This is a genomic window from Bacillus cereus group sp. TH152-1LC (assembly GCF_027710505.1).
GTDB lineage: Bacteria > Bacillota > Bacilli > Bacillales > Bacillaceae_G > Bacillus_A > Bacillus_A mobilis.
Genome location: NZ_JAQFNK010000009.1, coordinates 89870 through 105356, shown reverse-complemented (window position 1 = coordinate 105356; position 15487 = coordinate 89870). Strand labels below are relative to the sequence as shown.

Sequence of the window (15487 nt, the reverse complement as noted above, 5' to 3'; positions counted from 1 at the left end):
GAACCTTTTTATTTAATCGAATTTTAATTTCTTTAAAGCTTCTGCGAACGGATTATTTAATGGTTCTTCTTCTTTGTTCTGTTGTTTCATATATTTTTGAACATCGCGCTTATCAGCTTTGTTTCCAGATTCTTTTTTACGTCTTTCTTGGAATGTGGATAATTTCTCTCGATAGCCACATTTACATGCAAAGATTTGTCCTGCACCTTCACCACGTAATTCTAATTTTTTCTTACATTGCGGACAACGAGCGTTTGTTGTACGAGATACATTTTTACGATGACCACATTCACGGTCTTGGCAAACGAGCATCTTTCCTTTTTTGCCATTTACCTCTAGCATTGGTTTACCACAGTCTGGACAAGACTTTGTAGAAATGTTGTCATGTTTATATTTTTTATCACTCGATTTAATTTCAGAAACAATTTCTTTCGTATAGTTCTTCATTTCTGAAATGAATACTTCTTTTTTCAGTTTACCCTTTGCAATTGCCTCGAGCTTTTGTTCCCACTCACCAGTTAGTGTAGGTGATTTTAATTCTTCTGGCACTAAATCAAGTAACTGACGGCCTTTTGAAGTAATGTGAATATCTTTACCACGTTTTTCAATTAAGAATGAATTGAATAGCTTGTCAATAATATCAGCACGCGTTGCTACAGTACCTAATCCACCAGTTGATTTTAGTGTATCAGCAAGTTGTTTATTTTGCGTATCCATATATTTTGTAGGGTTTTCCATTGCTGAAAGTAAAGTAGCTTCGTTAAATCGTGCAGGTGCTTTTGTTTGACCTGATGTTTGCATAATTAACTTTACAGTTAATGTATCGCCTTTTTCAATGTGAGGTAGAAGTTGCTCTTTTACGTCATCCGTTACATCATCATCTTCAAAGCGATTTTCATATACTTCTTTCCAACCGGCATGCAGAATAGTTTTTCCGCGTGCAATGAACGTTTCATTACCAACTTTTGTGCGTAACGTTAGTTGCTCGTATTCGAATGCTGGGAATAAAACTGCTAAGAAGCGTTTTACAACTAAATCATAAATTTTACGTTCTTTATCTGTGAAGGCCGAGAAGTTAACGTATCCTTCTGTCGGAATAATTGCGTGATGATCACTTACTTTATTATCATCAACAAATGACTTATTAGCCTTGATAGGCTTTTGTAATACTTTATGCGCTAAAGGACGGTACTCTCCAACTCCGCACGCCTTTAGACGTTCTGGAAGTGTTCCAACGATATCAGATGAAATATAGCGTGAATCTGTACGAGGGTACGTTAGCACTTTATGTTGCTCATACAATTTCTGCATAATATTTAATGTTTCTTTCGCAGAGTAACCGAACTTTTTATTGGCATCACGTTGTAATTCAGTTAAATCGTAAAGACCAGGAGAGAATGACTTCTTCTGTTTTTTATCAATTTCCACAACAGTAGCATTATGTTTATCTAAACCTTTTACAATGCCATCAATTTTTTCTTTATTAAAACTGCGGCTATTACCGTTAGCATCTTGCCAAGTTAGCTTTAACTGATTCGTCGTTTGTGCTTCGATGCCGTAGTAAGTTTGAGCTTTGAAGTTTTTTATTTCATCTTCACGATTAGCGATCATAGCGACAGTAGGTGTTTGTACACGGCCGCAATTCAGCTGGGCATTAAAGCGAGTCGTTAAAGCGCGAGTTGCGTTAAGACCGATATACCAGTCAGCTTCTGAACGTGCAACTGCTGAAGCGTATAAATTGTCATATGCTTTACCTGGTTTTAAATTAGCGAAGCCATCTTTAATCGCTTTATCGGTAACAGATGAAATCCATAGACGTTTGATTGGTTTGTTAACTCGAACTTTATCAATAATCCAGCGAGCGACTAATTCTCCTTCACGTCCAGCATCTGTTGCTACAATAATGTCAGTTACATCTTTTCTAAGTAGTTGACTTTTTACAGCATTAAATTGCTTCCCTGTTTGTTTAATAACCGTTAATTTCAAACGCTCAGGTAGCATCGGTAAATCTTCTAAATTCCACTTTTTATATTTCACATCATAGCTTTCTGGATCTGCTAATGTAACGAGATGACCTAAAGCCCAAGTTACAATATATTTACTACCTTCAAGGTAGCCATTTCCTTTTTTATCGCACTTAAGTACACGCGCAATATCACGTGCAACGGAAGGCTTTTCAGCGATTATAACGCTTTTTGACATATTTAAAACATCCTTTCAAATTTCCATACGTTAACTATAGCATACATCTTCTTGAGATTCAGTTTCGCTCCAGATTTGAACGTTTTTTAGTGGGATAACATCCGTTTGAAGGTGAATGATGGCGATAGAACATAATATGCACCATGATGAGACTATGAGAAATAGATATTTATTATGCGTGTTGTTTTATTATTGCTTCTATATGAAATAGAAAAGTAAAGAACTTGTTATTTTAGTAGAATAAGAGTAGACTTTGAAGTAGAAGAATACTAAACACATGGGAGTTTGTGGATGCAAACTGAGAGTATGACTAATCCGTCATTGACCATTTGAACCTGTTGGATAATGCCAGCGTAGGGAGAGTGTAAAAGCACATGTTCAGGCACTTTGCGTACGCGCAAAGTGCCTTTTTGTGTATCTCCCATCACTATAGTTAGGGGATGAGAAGGATGAATATGAAAGAAATTAGTAAAGTAGTGGATTTGGTGAGAGAATCTAATCCGCTCATTCATAATATTACAAATGTGGTTGTAACAAACTTTACAGCTAACGGTTTGTTAGCGTTAGGAGCATCGCCTGTAATGGCGTATGCAAAAGAAGAAGTAGCAGAAATGGCTAGCATTGCTGGAGCGTTAGTATTAAATATGGGGACACTTCGTCCTGAAGAAGTAGAAGCGATGTTACTTGCGGGTAAAACAGCAAATGTGAACAATGTACCAGTGTTGTTTGATCCAGTTGGTGCAGGAGCAACATCGTATCGAACAGAAGTTGCGAGACATATTCCGGCCGAAATTGATTTAGCAATTATTCGCGGAAATGCAGCTGAAATAGCGAACGTTATTAATGAGAGTTGGGAAATTAAAGGGGTAGACGCCGGTGCTGGAAATGGCAATGTTGTAAGTATTGCAAAACAGGCAGCCGATGAATTAAATACAGTTGCGGTGATTACTGGAAAAGAAGATGTTGTTACAGATGGGGAGCGAACGATTCTTATTCGAAATGGTCACCCTATTTTAACGAAAGTTACGGGAACTGGTTGTTTACTAACTTCTGTAATAGGAGCATTTGTAGCAGTAGAAAAGGATTATGTAAAGGCAGCAGTAGCTGCATTAACGTTTTATGGTGTAGCTGCGGAACTGGCAGCTGCTAAGACAGTGGAGCAGGGACCTGGTAGTTTCCAAATTGAATTTTTAAATCAGTTAGCGAATACCACTTCAGATGATATTGAGAAGTATGGGAAGATTGAGCTTATATAGTAAGGAGGGGAATTAGATGTCACGTATTACAAAGGCTGAAATGTCTAGATTGTTATCAGTATACTTTATTATGGGAAGTAACAATTGTACGAAGGAACCACTACAAGTGTTGAGAGATGCACTTGAAGGTGGTATAACAATTTTTCAATTCCGTGAAAAGGGAGAAGGGGCTTTAACGGGAGAGAAACGTATTTGTTTCGCAAAAGAACTACAAGCTATTTGTAAGGAGTACGGTGTCCCATTCATTGTAAATGATGATGTGGAACTAGCTATCGAGTTAGATGCAGATGGTGTGCATGTTGGACAAGATGATGAAGGAATTACTTCTGTTCGTGAAAAAATGGGGGATAAAATTGTTGGTGTATCTACGCATACAATTGAAGAAGCATGCTGGGCAATTGAAAACGGAGCTGATTATTTAGGTGTTGGCCCTGTTTTTCCAACGAGTACGAAAAAAGATACGAAAGCAGTGCAAGGAACGAGAGGTTTAGCTCATTTTAGAGAACAAGGAATTACAACACCGATCGTTGGGATTGGTGGCATTACAATTGAAAATACAGCTTCAGTTATAGAAGCTGGTGCGGACGGTGTTTCAGTTATTTCTGCGATTAGTTTAGCGGAATCTGCGTATGAAAGTACGAAGAAGTTAGTAGAGGAAGTAAGTAAGAATTTGTAGAAAAAAGCTATGTAGTATTAAAATGCTACATAGCTTTTTGGGTATTAATAATTAGAAATAAGGGGGATTATTTGAAACGGAATAGGTTTGTAGAGTTGCAAAATGAGTTGTTTCGTTTATTTAAACAAACGTTTGATTAAATAAGCACAAACCCTTTAAAATTGTAGGTTTGTACTTTTTCTTTAAAACATAATTGAAATTAAGAGCATTCCAATTCCGATAGAAGTGAATGTTGCGATTAGACCTGGAATCATAAAGCTATGATTTAAAACATATTTACCAATGCCTGTTGTACCAGTGCGATCAAAGTTAATGGCAGCAACGATTGTTCCATAGTTTGGAATGAAGAAATATCCATTTACTGCAGGGAACATCGCGATTAGTAGTGCTGGTGGAATACCGAGTGATAATCCAAGAGGCATTAAAGCACGTACTGTTGCGGCTTGGCTATATAGTAAAATAGATAGAATGAATAATGCGATGGCAAATAGCCATGGTGCACTTGTTACTAGGTGCTGAATTGATCCTTGAATCATATTTAAGTTTCCGTTAAAGAAAGTATCTCCCATCCAAGCGATACCGAAAATAGCAACAACTGCTGTTGCCCCCGCTTTAAAGACGTTACCAGACACGATGCTTTCTACATTTGGTTTGCAGAAAATAATAATAAGAGCTGCGATAGTTAACATAACCATTTCAATTGTGTTTGGCATGGAAAGACGAGCTAACTTCCCGTCGACCATCCATCCTGGGCGAAGTGCTTCAAATGAACCGAGAAGTACGACAAGGAAAGTTCCCACTAAGAAAAGGATAACGGATAGTTTAGCGCCTTTTAAACCAACAAATTCTTTCTTCTCTTCAATTTTAGGAATCATTCCTTCTTTTAAACGTTTCAAGTATTCAGGGTCTTCATTTAATTCTTTCCCCATTTTGCTAGCAACAAATGCAGCTACCATACAAGCGATGAAGGTAGAAGGAATACTTACTTTTAAAATATCTAATAAAGTAATTTTATAGTCAGCTAACATTGCTAAAAGGGCAACTGTTGCAGCTGATATAGGACTTGCTGTAATTGCTTGTTGGGAAGCGATTACGGCAATTGACATTGGTCGTTCTGGTCTAATCCCAGATTCGCGAGAGACTTCTGCGATAACAGGAAGTACAGAATAAGCAACGTGACCAGTTCCTGCGCATAGTGTAAATAAATAAGTAACAATTGGAGCAAAGAATGTAATGCGCTTTGGATTTTTTCGTAATGCTTTCTCAGCCAGATGAACAAGGTAGTCCATTCCTCCAGCGGCTTGCAGTGCACCGGCAGCTGTAATTACTGCTAAAATCATAAGCATTACATCAATAGGAGGAGCTGTAGGTTGTAAGTGGAAGACGAAAACAAGTATTGCCATACCAACGCCACCCATTACTCCTAGACCAACTCCGCCTAGGCGTGCGCCAATAAAAATGCAGAGTAGTAATGTAAGAAATTGTAGCCAAAACATAATAAACTACCTCCGAAATTCATTAGTTAAGATATATTCGAATAATTTAATTTGAATGAAAATTAAAATAAATACTCAAAATAATCCTTGTGTTATATACATTTTTTATTATATAACACAAGAAATGTAACATTCACGAACTTTGTTAAATTATTTCGAAAAAATAATACATTAAAACTTTACATTTGTATCTTTAAATAGGTAGACTTTTTAATTTTTATGTTGTAATCTTTGATAGAGAATACTTTAATTCTCATAGAACTCCCATATCGTTCAACTCGTTCAGCGAGAAAGGCAAACTGATGGAAACATTAGGACGCAAAACTACAGGAGCTACGGCCGAAAGGTTATGCTAGCCAGTTACCGGACGGATAGGGTTGGTCTTGACCAATGCTCTTTTCATTGGTCTTTTTTTGTTTGTAAAAAAATGAGAACCGTTATCATTTATTAATAAGGTGTATATTTTAATAGCGTTACTTTATAGTAAATTAATTAAGAAAGGTGATGTTAATGAAAAAATATTGGCACAAGCTATCATTTCTTCAAAAAAATGTATTGCTAACTGTATTAGTTATTTTGACGCTTGTTGGTACTATGGGAGCGTTAAGTTTTAACATGTTTCAAAATAGTATGATGTCTATATTTGAAAGGCATTCTTTTGAAACAGGAGATACGGTATTACATAAATTAGATGCAGAAATATTGAGAGATGTTGCAAAAGACCCAGCGGCAGAAAGAGAAAAGAGAGAGAAGTTAACAGAGAAATTAGATGAATCAACGGAAGAATTGAATAGTGTTGGACAAACGTATATTGTTGGAGCGAAAAAAAATGAAAAAGGTGAGCTACAAATCATTGATTTGTCCACAGGTTTAGCAAATGTTGTTGAGGTAAGGCCAGGGGAATATTATAAACAACCAGGTCTTTGGATGGAAGCGTATGATAAAGTAATGAGCACAAAAAAAGCAAACATGACAGTAGTATATGAAGACGCATTGGGATCATGGGTAACGATATTAGAGCCAATTAAAGATGAGGAAGATAATATTGTGGCAATTGTTGCAGCTGATGTAGATGCTTCTATTGTTCCTATGACAAAACAAAAGTTCATTATACAAGGTTTAATGTTTATTTGTATTTCTGTTTTAATTGCAACGGTTATTCAATTCCTAATCGTACGTAACGCACTTGCTCCATTGCGAGATTTACGTGAAGGATTACGTAAAGTCGGTGAAGGTGATTTAAGTATTAAATTAGAGGAAAGACCAGATGATATTGGTATTATTAATGCGTATTTTAATAATACCATCGAGAAGTTTAAAGGAATTATAGATAAAGTGAAGCAGACAGCAGAACAGGTTTCCTCATCTTCACAAGAATTGTCAGTGAGTACGAAAGAGAATAGCATGGCAGTTCAAGGAATCGTAAGTTCTATAGTTGAGTTAAGGGCTGGCGTTCAATTACAAGAAACTGCAGTACCGAAGTATTTAGATATTATACATGAAATGGAAGATAGGATGGAAGAGATAACGAATACTGCAAAACAAATGGCGAAAGAGTCTGAAGGTACAAAGCATCATTCAGTAAAAGGAAATGGCATTATTGAACAGACGATTAATCAAATGAACATAATACAAAATGCAGTACAAGATTTATCTTCTATTATTTATTCTTTGGAAACAAGATCAAAAGAAATTAGTGATATTGTAACAGTAATTACCGGTATTTCAAATCAAACGAATTCGCTAGCTCTAAATGCTTTTATTAAATCTTCACGTGTTGAGGAAACTGGTGAGGGATTTGTCGTTGTTGCGGATGAAGTGCGTAAATTAGCAGAGCAGACCGAAGCATCAGCAAAAGATATAGCAAAATTAATAGGGGAAACACGAGCTGGTACGGAAGAAGCTGTTGTTTCAATGAAAAATGCTTTAAAAGAAGTAGAATTTGGAATGAAACTTGTTGAAAGTAGTGGTGCTTTCTTTGGTGGGATTTCAAAATCAGCACAATCTGTTACAAATCAGGTTAGAGTTGTTTCTGACAATTCAAGTGATATATTGCAAAATAGCCAAAATATTGTGCGGATTGTAAATGAACTATCACTTATCGCAAATACGTATGCGAATAGTAGTAGTAATGTTGAAGAAAGTATGAAAGAACAGGAAATGTCTGTACAAGATATTGCTGAATTAGCCAGTTCTTTAAGCTGGCTTTCACAGGAGTTACAAGAGTTAATAGGGGAATTCAAAAGTTAAATGAAATGATTATACGTGCTTTTGTTTGTTCAATAAAATAAATCATGCTACAATGAAAACGAATTAAGGACCGGGGAGCCAATTGGCTGAGAGGATGTAAACAAACATCGACCCTCAACCTGATCTGGATAATGCCAGCGTAGGGAGTTACTTAAAGTGATGTAGCATATGTTATTCTATAATAACTTGCATACAAGGCTTTCCTACTGCGTAGGAAAGCCTTTTCTTGTTTTAACATTTCATTTTATAAGGGGGATTTTACTATGTCACAACAAGTTACAATTTCATTTTCAGTAGTACCACAAGCGAAGAACAAAGATGTGTATTCTGTTGTTGATAAAGCAATTGAGGTTGTACAACAATCGGGAGTTCGTTATGAAGTAGGTGCAATGGAAACAACGCTGGAAGGAGAATTAGATGTACTTCTTGATGTCATTAAACGTGCGCAACAAGCTTGTGTGGATGCTGGAGCAGAGGAAGTGATTACTTCTATTAAAATCCACTATCGTCCAAGCACTGGTGTAACGATAGATGAAAAGGTTTGGAAGTACCGTGATGAATATGCAAAACCAGAAGCAATCTAAAATAATTACAACTATTTGGCTTATCCTTCTCATTGCGATATGGGAAGGATCTGTTTCATTATTTAAAATTGAACCGTGGATTTTACCGAAGCCTTCTGCCATTGTTCAAGAATTAATTGGAATGAAAGATTTACTATTACCGAATACGATGCAAACGTTACAAGAGGTTTTAATTGGACTATTCTTTGCGATTTTAATTGGGACAAGTATTGCAATTATTATGGACGTTATCCCTTTATTTCGTATTTTAATAAATCCGCTGCTTGTTATTTCGCAAACGATTCCAATCGTTGTACTTGCACCGTTATTTATTATTTGGTTTGGATATGGAATGCTACCGAAAGTAATGGTAGTCATACTCGTTTGTTTCTTCCCGATTGCGCTTAGCATTTTAGAAGGTTTTCAAACGGTAGATAAAAATATGTTGAAGTTGTTGCAAACGATGAAGGCAACGAAATGGCAAGTTTACCAGAAAGTAAAGTTTCCAGCAGTGCTTCCATACTTTTTCTCAGGTTTAAAAATTGCAGTTACATATAGTGTAATGGGAGCGATTATTGGGGAATGGCTCGGTGCCAGTGAAGGATTAGGAGTTATGCTTACGAGAGCTACAAAATCCTTTTTAACAGCCCGAGTATTTGGTGTGGCAGCAATTATTGTTATGGTGACATTATGCCTGTATTTTATCGTAGAGTTTATGGCAAGAATAACAGCACCATGGATATATAGAAAGGACGGCAGAAAATGAAAAAAGGTTTAAAAGTTATGTTGGCTGCCTTATTAGCAGTAGGTGTGGTTGGATGTAATCCGGCGAAGAAAGAAGAAAGTGCAAGTAAAGATCAAAAAGTAAAAGTAGTATTAGATTGGTTTCCAAATACGAATCATACTGGCTTATATGTAGCGCAAGCGAAAGATTATTATAAAAAACAAGGCTTAGATGTAGAAATTATTCAGCCTGGTGATAATGTGACAGCGGAGCAAATGATAGCTTCAGGAAAAGCTGACTTCGCAATAAGCGCACAAGAAAATGTAACGTTGGCTCGTGTAGAAGGTATTCCTGTTGTATCTGTTGGAGCGATTATTCAGCATAACACTTCAGCTTTTGCATCGCTTAAGAAAGATAACATGACTTCACCGAAAGATTTTGAAGGTAAACGTTACGGAGGCTGGGGAGGACCAGCAGAAGAAGCAACGTTAAAGACAATTATGGAGAAACATCAAGCTGATTTTAATAAAGTTGAAAAAATCATATTAGGACAAACCGATTTCTTTAAATCAATCGGCCGTGATGCAGACTTTGAATGGATTTATTACGGATGGGATGGAATTGAAGCGAAGCGCCAAGGAAAAGAGTTAAATACGATTATGGTGAAAGACTTAGACCCAGCGCTTGATTTCTATAGTCCTGTTATGATTACGAGTGAAAAACATACGAAACAAGATAAAGACTTTGTGAAAAAGTTTATGAGTGCAACGACAGACGGTTATAATTTTGCAATTAAAGAACCGAAAGAAGCTGCTGATATTTTAATTAAAGCTGTTCCAGACGTGAATAAAGACTTAGTACAAGAAAGTCAAAAGTGGCTAAGTACGAAGTATCAAGATGATGCAAAAGCATGGGGAGTACAGAAGGAAGAAGTTTGGACGAATTACATGAATTTCTTATATGATAACAAAGTTATTAAGAAGAAAATTGATGTGAAAGATGCCTTTACAAATGAGTTCCTTCCAAGCGAAAAATGAGTGGATTACAAATAAAAGAGGTTGTAAAAGCTTTTGATGGAAAGAATGTATTAGCAAATATTAGTGCTACTATACAAGAGGGAGAGTTCGTTTCTTTTGTGGGCCCAAGTGGTTGCGGGAAAAGCACATTATTAAATATGATTGCAAATGTTGAAAATCCAACAAGTGGGGATGTAACGTATAACGATAAGCAAATGCAAGAGCAAGATGTTGTAAGTTATATGCCGCAACAAGATTTATTACTACCGTGGCGATCAGCTTTGCAAAATATAGTTCTTCCATTGGAAATCGAAGGGAAACCGAAAAAACAAAGGCTAACAGAGGGAATGGAAGCATTAAAGCAGTTTGAACTAGATGAGTATGCAGACCATTATCCAGATGAATTGTCTGGTGGTATGCGTCAAAGAATTAGTTTTCTGCGCACATATTTATGTGAAAAGCCAATTATGCTACTTGATGAGCCTTTTGGAAAATTAGATGCCTTTACAAAAATGGAAGTACATAGCTGGCTTTTAAACTCTTGGCACCAAGAGAAGCAAACAATCGTTATGGTCACACATGACTTAGATGAGGCAATCTTGCTTTCGGATCGCGTATTTATTTTATCTCAAAGACCAGCATCAATAGTTGGCGAGGTACAAGTGAAATTACCTAGGCCGAGAACGATGGATATGTTAACATCACTTGAGTTAAAGAAGGATAAGGAAGAAATTCTGAGAGTATTAGCCCCGTATATGAAAAAATAGAAAAATCCTTTTAACAGTTTTTTGTATAATTACTGTTAAGAGGCTTTTTTAGATAGGGGGAGAAAGATGAAATCTATAGAGAAAATAGTTGATTCGTTAACGCTCATCTTTACAAGTCCATATGCATTAGAAAAGATGTATAAAGAAATTTATGCAGAAAATGATAAAGAGGAGAAGGAACAAAAGAAAAAATAGAGAATAGAATATAACAGAGTAGTTTATACTCTTAATATAACAAATGTTAAAGGAGTGAAAGGATAAAATGACTTTATCAACTGTTCTTCAAATGGTTTTAGCTTGATACGGGAGAAGTCTGCCCATTTTTAACGATTAAGCTAAATTGAAGACAGCAGGTAAAGAACCTTAATCCTTTTTTACGATAATATGTAATGGGTAAGGTGTATTCACCTTACCCATTTTTTATATATACAATTAAATAAGGCTTTATACTGTTGTTCTCTCTATTTAGCTTATGAACTATAAGTAGAGGAGAGAAAAAAATGAGTATATTAACAGTAGAAAATTTAAGTCATTCGTATGGTGAGAAAACCATTTTATATAATGCGTGTTTTCGACTATTAAAGGGCGAGCATGTTGGGTTAGTTGGGAAAAATGGAATTGGAAAATCAACATTGTTAAGAATTTTAACAGGAGAACTTATACATGATGACGGAAACATTGAATGGTTTCCACATGTGAAGATAGGTTTTTTACAACAGCATATGGATTTACAAGAGGGGATAACAATTGAAGGATACCTACAAAGTGCATTTTCGGATTTGTATACGATTGAATACGAAATGTTAAAAATTGCTGAAGAAATGAATGGAGCAGGAGAAATAGAAAAACTGTTAGTAAAGTATGGCGAATTACAAACTATATTGGAAAGTTCTAATTTCTATCAAATTCATACAGAAATTGAAGAAGTAGCAATAGGCTTATTTGAAATAGGTTTGAAAAAGGATGTTTCACAGTTAAGTGGAGGACAGCGAACAAAGTTATTACTTGGGAAGCTCCTTTTAGAAAAAGCAGATGTTTTATTGCTAGATGAGCCAACAAACTATTTAGATACAGCCCATATAGAATGGTTACAATCGTATTTGAGGCTGTATGAAAAAGCTTATGTGATCATTTCACATGACGAAGTATTTTTGAACAGTATTACGAATGTTATTTATCATCTAGAAGAAAGGAAAGTGAAGCGGTACGTAGGAAATTATGAAAAATTTGTGCAAAGTTATCAATTGCAAAGGAAACAATTACAATCAGCGCATGCGAAACAACAAAAAGAAATTGCTCAGTTAGAAACATTTATTCAAAAAAATAAAATTCGAAAAGCGAAACAGGCTAAAAGTCGAGAGAAAGTATTAGAGAAAATGCAAAGGATTGAAAAGGTCAATCATGTAACTCGATCCCGTTTTGATTTTACTGTTTATGAGGAGCCAGTAAGTCGTATATTGCAAGCTGAGAAACTAAGGATAGGTTATAGTAATCCATTATGTTCAGAGTTGAATTTACAAGTGAAAAAGGGAGAAAAGATAGCGATTGTTGGTCATAATGGAATTGGAAAAACGACGATGTTAAAAACGTTATTAGGCGAAATAAAGCCGCTCAGTGGTTCGATTTCTGTTGGCGAGCGAGTAAATCCTGCCTATTTTGCACAGGAAGAGTTTGCTCCAGAAACAACACCATTAGAGAAAATTTGGACAGAAAGACCAGATATGACTAGGAAAGAAGTACGCCAAGCATTAGCAAAGTGTGGCTTGAAAGAAGAGCACGTATTAAAACCCATTCGTTTATTAAGCGGCGGAGAACAAACGAAAGTGCGTTTATGTGAACTTATCGTAACGAAAAGCAATGTGTTAATTTTAGATGAACCGACTAATCATTTGGATATAGAAACAAAGAAGTCTTTGCAGGAAGCGTTACAACAATATACAGGAACAGTTTTACTTGTCTCACATGAGCCGTCTTTCTATGAAGAATGGGTCACAAAAGTATGGAATATAGAAGAATGGAACGCTGAACAATATGAATAAAGAAAAGGCATTAGCTTATAAAAGCTAATGCCTTTTCTTTGTGATTAACATGATTTTCGAGAACTCTTACATGAGAATTGTATGAAGAAGCACTCTTATGGTGCGCTTATAAGCGTGCTTTTTCTTATGTTATGTTTATATTTAGATGCCTTTCCCTAATAGGCGACTATCTTTTCTTTGTATATATAGATAGTTTGAAGTGGAATGAAAATAATTCCTATATGTAAAGGATAATGTGATTAGTATAGGAAGACAATAGAACTGAAAGGAAATTCATGTAAAATTCAGATGAACTTCACATGAACTTCATATTAGAAACTAAATATGATTATAATAGGTTATCGTAATATAGATTTGTGATTTTTCATAAAATTAAAAGTTTGAATTTAGGTCAGAGGACTCAAACCTAAATTCAAACTTTAGTGAAATAATTAATGGAGGTTACGTTTAGTTTTCGCTAATGGATGCATTTAATAGTTCAGCAGGATTGCCTGTTCCTGCTCCTCCGATTGTAACAGACCCACCAGGAGGAATTTCACCATTCCATCCTGCATTCGTAATTACGTAATGATTATTTATTTTACTACTAATTTTAGAATCCCAAACTTGTGTTAAATTGCCGTTGTAATCAAATTCTAATTTCCAGTTTTTAATAGGAGTCGTTCCACTATTTTTAATTACAATCGAGAAGTTGTAACCACTTCCCCAATTTGAAGTGACTGAAAAAGTAGCATTCCCATTTCCCGCAGGAGGTGTTGTGTTAGCATCGTCTGTTTTTATAAGAATAGAAGTAGGCTGTGATTTATTCCCAGCAGCATCTTTTGCTATTATTGAAAATGTGTATTCTGTATTAGATTTTAAGTTTTTAATTGTAATGCTATTTGTTGTTGTACTCCATTTCTCTTCTCCGGCAGTAATTTCATATTCCGTAACTCCTACATTATCAGTAGATGCAGTCCAGTTTAATTGAACTGAGTTTGAATTTTTATTTGTAACAGCAATGTTTTTTACGTTTGTTGGTGATTCAGTATCTTTTTGAGTAATAGGTCCACCAAGTAATTCTTTTACTAACGTATCAAGTAATTTAGGTCCACTACAACTATATTTTGGACTTGTACGGCAATCTCCACTTAGTTCCCAAAACATTGCACCACTTAAACCCTTTGTCTTTATATAGTCTGTTTTATATTTCATAGATTCGTTGTCATCATAGCTAATAAACGTTCCTGTAGTCGCATTATATAAATAAGGTACTTTCGCTACATCGTTCCATCCGCGAACAAAACCATTTTTATTCACATAATTAGCTGCTAAATCACCGTAATCGTACACACCTGTGTCACCGGTAGAATAATCATCCCAAGTACCTTTAGAAGCTAGCTTTCCGTCACTACCTGGTTTACAAGGTTGATATTGCCCATTATTTTCTTTGCCGCAACTTTTCCACCCACGTCCGTAAAAAGGCACACCTAATACGAGTTTATCCGCTGGAACCCCTTCAATTGTATAAATGTCTATCGCACCATCTACGTAAAATTTCGTATCTGCTGCTGGGTCATTTGGATCTTTGTATAGTGCTGCATTATGGTTAGAAGTAGCTTCCCATCCACCGTGGAAATCATATGTCATAATATTAATCCAATCCAGTATTTGAGAGATCTTCTTTAGCTCTGTATGATCCGCATAACGTTGGCTTGCACCTGATGCGATTGTTAGTAAATATTGTTTTCCATCTTCTGCACCAGCTTTCGTTAATGCATTTCGAACATCTTGAAGGAGTAGGGTGAAGTTTTGTTTATCTTCAGGACGATAACTACCACCAGGAATCGTTTCAACACCCGGGTATTCCCAGTCTAAATCCACGCCGTCAAATCCATATTCGCGAAGAAAGGCTACTGTAGATTCAGCGAATACTTTTCTTGTTTTTTCATCAGCGGCCATATCAGAAAAGCGGTTAGACCAAGTCCATCCACCAACTGAAATAATTGTTTTTAAGTGAGGGTACTTAGCTTTTAATCGTTTCAGTTCTCCGAAATTTCCGCAGCGGGCATATTTATCACAATCTTCCCAAGTTGTACCCGATCCTGGATAAGATTTTGTGACATCAGCCCATGGTTCACCGAGTACGAGAGTGCCATTAGGGACCTCTTTATTTTGCAGTGGTACACCAGATTCCTTACAGTTCCACGTTTGTTTATTTGGATTATCGGGGTGAGTAGAAGGGTTTCCATGTTTTCCATTCCAGCAAATATCAGCGAAAGCATAGTTTAAATGAGTTAGCTTTGATGCATCAATGTCTGCAACTTGATAATTACGTCCGTACACGCCCCACGAAGGGAAATACCCGACAATTTTTTGACCTTGCTTTGGTGAATCTGCTAATGCGAAATTTGGAGTAATAAAGTTTGTGAGAAAAAGAGGTAAGAAGAGTAGTAGGGATAGTAATAGCAGCGTGAATTTTTTTGATCTCATAGTCATTTCTCCTTTCAAAATAAAAG

Annotated in this window: 12 protein-coding genes and 3 riboswitches; of the genes, 9 read left to right on the top strand and 3 right to left on the bottom strand. The window is 36.0% G+C overall.

All coding sequences use genetic code 11. The annotated features are described in order from the left end of the window. Positions 1-12: 12 nt before the first annotated feature. A complete protein-coding gene (gene topB, locus PDL00_RS20230; protein ID WP_242253268.1) occupies positions 13-2202 on the bottom strand; it encodes a DNA topoisomerase III in 2190 nt (729 codons plus the stop codon). Between the two features lie 267 nt (positions 2203-2469). After that, positions 2470-2579, top strand: a riboswitch (TPP riboswitch). Positions 2580-2651: 72 nt separating this feature from the next. Between topB and thiM the strand changes: the two genes are divergently transcribed. Both thiM and thiE read left to right on the top strand, forming a co-directional pair. Further along, on the top strand, positions 2652-3458 hold the full coding sequence (gene thiM, locus PDL00_RS20225; RefSeq protein WP_270730869.1) for a hydroxyethylthiazole kinase: 807 nt from the start codon (positions 2652-2654) through the stop codon (positions 3456-3458). 16 nt (positions 3459-3474) lie between these two features. Then, positions 3475-4134, top strand: coding sequence for a thiamine phosphate synthase (gene thiE / locus PDL00_RS20220; protein WP_242253277.1), 660 nt, complete (start codon positions 3475-3477; stop codon positions 4132-4134). Positions 4135-4316: 182 nt separating this feature from the next. On the opposite strand, the gene PDL00_RS20215 is transcribed toward thiE, so the two are convergent. Further along, entirely contained in the window at positions 4317-5630 is a 1314-nt protein-coding gene (locus PDL00_RS20215; RefSeq protein ID WP_000498711.1) for an anaerobic C4-dicarboxylate transporter family protein, read from the bottom strand. Positions 5631-5913: 283 nt separating this feature from the next. Then, positions 5914-5998, top strand: a riboswitch (cyclic di-GMP riboswitch). A gap of 142 nt (positions 5999-6140) precedes the next feature. Between PDL00_RS20215 and PDL00_RS20210 the strand changes: the two genes are divergently transcribed. From PDL00_RS20210 to PDL00_RS20180, 7 genes are all read left to right on the top strand, one after another. Then, a complete protein-coding gene (locus PDL00_RS20210; RefSeq protein WP_270730866.1) occupies positions 6141-7880 on the top strand; it encodes a methyl-accepting chemotaxis protein in 1740 nt (579 codons plus the stop codon). A gap of 61 nt (positions 7881-7941) precedes the next feature. Then, a riboswitch (TPP riboswitch) is annotated at positions 7942-8043 on the top strand. Positions 8044-8143: 100 nt separating this feature from the next. Continuing rightward, the gene (locus PDL00_RS20205) at positions 8144-8464 is read left to right on the top strand and encodes an MTH1187 family thiamine-binding protein (protein ID WP_000082898.1); all 321 of its coding nucleotides are present in this window, start codon (positions 8144-8146) and stop codon (positions 8462-8464) included. After that, positions 8436-9209 carry an ABC transporter permease gene (locus PDL00_RS20200; protein WP_001057159.1) on the top strand — a complete coding sequence of 258 codons (774 nt, stop codon included), beginning with the start codon at positions 8436-8438 and terminating at the stop codon, positions 9207-9209. The genes PDL00_RS20205 and PDL00_RS20200 overlap by 29 nt, the downstream gene beginning before the upstream one ends. After that, the gene (locus PDL00_RS20195; protein ID WP_242253279.1) at positions 9206-10204 is read left to right on the top strand and encodes an ABC transporter substrate-binding protein; all 999 of its coding nucleotides are present in this window, start codon (positions 9206-9208) and stop codon (positions 10202-10204) included. Before PDL00_RS20200 ends, PDL00_RS20195 begins: the two co-directional genes overlap by 4 nt. Continuing rightward, positions 10201-10950: an ABC transporter ATP-binding protein gene (locus tag PDL00_RS20190; RefSeq protein WP_270730862.1), complete on the top strand. Its 750-nt coding sequence runs from the start codon at positions 10201-10203 to the stop codon at positions 10948-10950. The genes PDL00_RS20195 and PDL00_RS20190 overlap by 4 nt, the downstream gene beginning before the upstream one ends. Positions 10951-11016: 66 nt before the next feature. After that, positions 11017-11145 carry a hypothetical protein gene (locus tag PDL00_RS20185; protein ID WP_270730937.1) on the top strand — a complete coding sequence of 43 codons (129 nt, stop codon included), beginning with the start codon at positions 11017-11019 and terminating at the stop codon, positions 11143-11145. A gap of 305 nt (positions 11146-11450) precedes the next feature. Further along, positions 11451-12989, top strand: coding sequence for an ABC-F family ATP-binding cassette domain-containing protein (locus tag PDL00_RS20180; protein ID WP_270730860.1), 1539 nt, complete (start codon positions 11451-11453; stop codon positions 12987-12989). Positions 12990-13436: 447 nt separating this feature from the next. Here the strand turns inward: PDL00_RS20180 and PDL00_RS20175 are convergent, their stop codons facing one another. Then, complete coding sequence (locus PDL00_RS20175) at positions 13437-15461, bottom strand: glycosyl hydrolase family 18 protein (protein ID WP_270730858.1); 2025 nt, start codon at positions 15459-15461, stop codon at positions 13437-13439. Positions 15462-15487 lie beyond the last annotated feature (26 nt).

What these genes read in the sequence shown, in the direction of transcription:
- PDL00_RS20185 (WP_270730937.1), top strand. Translation starts at nt 11,017, where the DNA reads ATGAAATCTATAGAGAAAATAGTTGATTCGTTAACGCTCATCTTTACA.
- PDL00_RS20205 (WP_000082898.1), top strand. Translation starts at nt 8,144, where the DNA reads ATGTCACAACAAGTTACAATTTCATTTTCAGTAGTACCACAAGCGAAG.
- thiM (WP_270730869.1), top strand. Translation starts at nt 2,652, where the DNA reads ATGAATATGAAAGAAATTAGTAAAGTAGTGGATTTGGTGAGAGAATCT.
- PDL00_RS20190 (WP_270730862.1), top strand. Translation starts at nt 10,201, where the DNA reads ATGAGTGGATTACAAATAAAAGAGGTTGTAAAAGCTTTTGATGGAAAG.
- PDL00_RS20215 (WP_000498711.1), bottom strand. Translation starts at nt 5,630, where the DNA reads ATGTTTTGGCTACAATTTCTTACATTACTACTCTGCATTTTTATTGGC.
- PDL00_RS20210 (WP_270730866.1), top strand. Translation starts at nt 6,141, where the DNA reads ATGAAAAAATATTGGCACAAGCTATCATTTCTTCAAAAAAATGTATTG.
- PDL00_RS20180 (WP_270730860.1), top strand. Translation starts at nt 11,451, where the DNA reads ATGAGTATATTAACAGTAGAAAATTTAAGTCATTCGTATGGTGAGAAA.
- PDL00_RS20200 (WP_001057159.1), top strand. Translation starts at nt 8,436, where the DNA reads ATGAATATGCAAAACCAGAAGCAATCTAAAATAATTACAACTATTTGG.
- PDL00_RS20195 (WP_242253279.1), top strand. Translation starts at nt 9,206, where the DNA reads ATGAAAAAAGGTTTAAAAGTTATGTTGGCTGCCTTATTAGCAGTAGGT.
- topB (WP_242253268.1), bottom strand. Translation starts at nt 2,202, where the DNA reads ATGTCAAAAAGCGTTATAATCGCTGAAAAGCCTTCCGTTGCACGTGAT.
- PDL00_RS20175 (WP_270730858.1), bottom strand. Translation starts at nt 15,461, where the DNA reads ATGAGATCAAAAAAATTCACGCTGCTATTACTATCCCTACTACTCTTC.
- thiE (WP_242253277.1), top strand. Translation starts at nt 3,475, where the DNA reads ATGTCACGTATTACAAAGGCTGAAATGTCTAGATTGTTATCAGTATAC.